Genomic DNA, 4228 nt, shown 5'->3' on the forward strand with positions numbered 1-4228 from the left:
GTGTACGAAACAGCGATTATGAAAAAGGCATATAACAAGGCAAAACACTGCCGCTGCGCTCGGACGCAGTACCTGCGCCCGTGTTCGCGGCGTTATATGACGCAGATTAAAGAGTACTTACAATGGATTTAATAATTATCACATTTATTCTTATTGGTGTTGTTGGTGTGCTTGACCAGTACCTGAAAGAAAAGCGAAGTAGAGAGAGCAAGATGAAAGATATTGCTAGAAGACTAGAGGCTATAGAAAGGAAAGAAAAGTCAGAGAAATATCAAGAAAGGGAGGACGTTTAAATGAACTTAATGCTACTACATGTAACGTCAATCTATACAAACCCAAGTTGTAGGGCATATAACAAGGCAAAACACTTTCACTCACTGCGTTCGCTCGGACGCGCAAAAGACGCGCGCCCGTGTTTGAGGCGTTATACGCATTAATGAATCTGATTCGTTCTATATTCCTACGTTTAGCATCTTTGCTTTGCGCAATTACTATAATATTTCTGCTATTTCTTGGCTATGGAATTTGGTTATATTGGTTCACCGAAAAACCTATTAAAGAATTTTGTGAATCACTAAAATCAGGCACCGACTATAGTGTGGTGATTGATAAAGCGAAAACGGTAAAAAATTCTGCACTTAATCAATACTCATTAGATAGTGATTTAGTTCAATTACATAGCGACACATATTTAATGGGCTATATTTGTTTCATGAAGTTTGAGAACGGAATTTTGGAAAAAGCTTATTGGCAGGAACGCGGTTGAAACATATAACAAGAACCAAAAGTACGCCTACGGCGGGACGCGCAGAAAACGCGCGCCCCTTTGCTTGGCGTTATGAGTAAGAAGAGAAGGAGATCATGAAATGAATCGAGATGAGTATTATATGAATATTGCTTGTGCGGTGCGTGAGAAAGCGAACTGTACTGGTCGAAAAGTAGGTGCAGTAGTAGTGAAAGATAATCGGATTATTTCGACTGGTTACAATGGCACTCCTGAAGGTATGACGAACTGTCTTGATGGTGGCTGCGCTCGTTGCGCAGACAAAGAGGCCTATGACGAGAGTGTTGGGTACGATGTTTGTATTTGTGTTCATGCAGAGCAAAATGCTCTTATTACTGCAGCAAGATTTGGTAACTCAATTGAAGGCTGTATTGTGTATTCAACCTTGCGGCCATGTTTTGATTGCAGCAAAGCGATGCTGCAAGCCAAAGTACATACTGTTTATTATCTACATGATTGGAAGCATCCAATTGGATCTCTGCAAGCGCAGTATGAAAAAGTACAGAACCGTATTCCAGGCGGCGTTAGGCAAATTGCCTATGAAGATGCAAAAAGTGACTGGGCAAATGGAAAATCCTCATAACAAGAATCAAAAGTGCGCCTGCGGCGGGACGCTCATGTCTTCGCGCCCCTTTGCTTGGCGTTAGGTGTGTTCTGTCTGTTTAGCTAAAACGGTCGTTGATAATAAGTATTTTGTCGGTGCCAAATTCCGCGAGTGAGGCAGTCTCGAAAATTGATTCATCGTTGTAAGTTAAGTATTTATATCGTTTTGGTCGAACAGTATTTTTATCACTAAACGAATTCTGATAGTCTGGCTTAGTAAACGAAAGAAAAGGTTTTGTTCCCTGGAGGCAAAAGGAAGTGCATCAAGTCATTGAAAAAGTCACACCACCTAACAAGGCGTCAAAGTTCACTCCGCCAACAAGTTGGCTCCGCGGGACGGCTGCTCCGCGCCGCCCCTTGGCTTAGCGTTATAAGCATCGATAGTAAAGTGCTAAAAGGAGATATTTTACTAAGTCATCGTATTGCCATTGGTCTATGGCATGCGTTTTGGACATTCCTTATATTCTTCATTGTTGTGTTGCTTTTTGAATACTCACTCGAGAGTAGATGGGCCGTTGTGTTTATAGCTATTCCATGCGCAATAAGCTTCACGTTGGGGTTCTGCAATAGACAAAGTCCTATAATGATGCTGTATGATTTTGCTCTCCTCTGGTTCCGATAGTGAAAATTATGAAAACTTATAACAAGGCGTCAAAGTTCACTCCGCCAACAAGTTGGCTCCGCGGGACGGCTGCTCCGCGCCGCCCCTTGGCTTGGCGTTATATGTATTTTGATATTCGAGAATAGTTAATGAAGAAAACTGTATTAAATAGATATCTTCGAATTGGTTTGTTTATGAATTCAATTTTCGTAATTGCTTCCACATATAAACTCCTTTTTCCTAATCCACCTATTTCCAAACCAATTATTGTTATTTGGCTTGGGTTTGGTGTGGTCGCATTAGCTTTAATTATTAAAGGTGGTCTTGATAATCATTCAAAGAAAGACACCGCGGTAACAAGTGAAAAAATATAACAAGCTCCAAAACTTACATTCACTACGTTCATTTGGACGCGCAAAAAGCGCGCGCCCGTTTGAAGGGCGTTATATACACAGATGAAATCCGTTATTAAATTACTAGCATGTTTAATCCTTTTAAGTGGGACTTCAGCCTTTGCGTGTGACGGTGATGAAATACCTTATTCAGCCGAAATAATACCTAGGGAATCTTATGAAACTAAAAATGACTTTGATACTTTTCTAATTAAGCTCCCATATATTGATAAGGGCTCGAAACTATCATCGATTTTTTATTTCAATGGGGCAGCTAGTATCCCTATACAATTTTCTGAGCAGGACGAAAGCAATAAAGTAAGCGCATACTTTTATTCAACAATCGCTCATATGACAAAAGCAAAATTTGAAGCTCGTTATCACGCTCTACCAGCTAAAGATGGTTCTTTAGCTCTTTGTGTAAAAACTCAGGTAATTAAGTTTGGTATATAACAAGCTTAAAAACTTACATTCGCTACGCTCATTCGGACGCGCAAAAAGCGCGCGCCCGTTTTAAGGGCGTTAGGTGTGTTCTGTCTGTTTAGCTAAAACGGTCGTTGATAATAAGTTTTTTGTTGGTGCAAATTTCCGTAGGTGAGGCAGTCTAGAAAACTGGTTCATCGTTGTAAGTTAAGTATTTATATCGTTTTGGTCGACCAGCATTTTTATCACTAAACGAATTCTGATAGTCTGGCTTAGTAAACGAAAGAAATGGTTTTGTTCTGTGGAGGTAATAAGGAAGTGCATCAAGTCATCGAAAAAGTCACACCACCTAACAAGGCGTCAAAGTTCACTCCGCCAACAAGTTGGCTCCGCGGGACGGCTGCTTCGCGCCGCCCCTTGGCTTAGCGTTATAAGCACAGCTAGTTTTGAGTCCTAACCAATTTTCGAAGTGGGTATCAGAATATCTTTTGGCTTATGCAGAAGGCGTTGAGCATGATCCATCTAATGAGGCGATTCAGGAATTTATTGATGTTACATATGATGAGCCTGAAATTAGCTGGAAAGCCATTTTAGAAATCATGTCCAGAGGTCCAAACGAGCGAGTAATTGGCGCTTTATCCGCTGGGCCTCTAGAAGACATAATCCATTATCATGGAGACGCCTTTATCGAAAGAATTGAGGAACAAGCAAGAAATGATCCTAGCTTTCGCCACTTGTTGGGTGGAGTTTGGCGAGGTGGTTCCATAGAAATATGGAACCGAGTCATTAAAGCGAGAAACTATAAATCATGGTAAAGGCTTATAACAAGCTCAAAAACTGCCATTCGCTTCGCTCACTCGGACGCGCAGAAAACGCGCGCCCGTTTTAAGGGCGTTATATTTTCTTGAGGTTCACCAATACAATGATTCTTCGTCTTTTTTTACTTCTAGTAGGCCTATTAATTATATTGCCAGTACAAGCCAAAGAGGATTGTACTAAACGATTCTGCATCAAAGGAATGCCTGGAGAAGTTGAGTACTTAAAATCTCAGATCGGTGAAAAAAGTCCTGAAATTATCAACACAATAATCTCTGAAAAAGAGAGCCAAAATATTCCATTTGATTCGATAACACTAGAGTTTGTGATGTACGATGTTTTCTTGTTATCCATGCAAAAACCTGATTACTACGGCAGTAAGGTTCTTCTTTTAAAACAAGGTGACAATTGGTCTGTTCTGCATGAATCTGATGCAATCTACTGAATCGAAATATAACAAGGCAAAAAACTTAACGCCTTCGGCTCGGACGCGGTGCCCGCGCCCGTTTTTGCGGCGTTATAAGCATCGATAGTAAAGTGCTAAAAGGAGATATTTTACTAAGTCATCGTATTGCCATTGGTCTATGGCATGCGTTTTGGACATTCCTT

The 4228-nt window shown here is 40.8% G+C and carries 7 protein-coding genes; all 7 read left to right on the plus strand.

Annotation, left to right across the window (positions count from 1 at the left end; all coding sequences use genetic code 11):
• Positions 1-122 precede the first annotated feature (122 nt).
• The 7 genes from DFR28_RS19775 to DFR28_RS19285 all read left to right on the plus strand — a co-directional run bounded on the left by DFR28_RS19775 (position 123) and on the right by DFR28_RS19285 (position 4064).
• Positions 123-293: a hypothetical protein gene (locus DFR28_RS19775; RefSeq protein WP_170132189.1), complete on the plus strand. Its 171-nt coding sequence runs from the start codon at positions 123-125 to the stop codon at positions 291-293.
• A 143-nt stretch (positions 294-436) separates the two neighbouring features.
• Positions 437-766 (plus strand): hypothetical protein, encoded by a 330-nt coding sequence (locus DFR28_RS19260; RefSeq protein ID WP_113956033.1) that lies wholly within the window; start codon positions 437-439, stop codon positions 764-766.
• 100 nt (positions 767-866) lie between these two features.
• The gene (locus DFR28_RS19265) at positions 867-1367 is read left to right on the plus strand and encodes a deoxycytidylate deaminase (protein WP_113956034.1); all 501 of its coding nucleotides are present in this window, start codon (positions 867-869) and stop codon (positions 1365-1367) included.
• A 770-nt stretch (positions 1368-2137) separates the two neighbouring features.
• Positions 2138-2362 (plus strand): hypothetical protein, encoded by a 225-nt coding sequence (locus tag DFR28_RS19270; protein ID WP_147251075.1) that lies wholly within the window; start codon positions 2138-2140, stop codon positions 2360-2362.
• Positions 2363-2443: 81 nt separating this feature from the next.
• Positions 2444-2833, plus strand: a complete 390-nt coding sequence (locus tag DFR28_RS19275) for a hypothetical protein (protein ID WP_113956036.1) — start codon at positions 2444-2446, stop codon at positions 2831-2833.
• A 416-nt stretch (positions 2834-3249) separates the two neighbouring features.
• Positions 3250-3618 (plus strand): DUF6869 domain-containing protein, encoded by a 369-nt coding sequence (locus DFR28_RS19280; protein ID WP_147251076.1) that lies wholly within the window; start codon positions 3250-3252, stop codon positions 3616-3618.
• Between the two features lie 107 nt (positions 3619-3725).
• Positions 3726-4064, plus strand: coding sequence for a hypothetical protein (locus DFR28_RS19285; RefSeq protein WP_147251077.1), 339 nt, complete (start codon positions 3726-3728; stop codon positions 4062-4064).
• Positions 4065-4228: the final 164 nt, after the last annotated feature.

This window comes from Arenicella xantha (assembly GCF_003315245.1).
GTDB classification, from domain to species: domain Bacteria; phylum Pseudomonadota; class Gammaproteobacteria; order Arenicellales; family Arenicellaceae; genus Arenicella; species Arenicella xantha.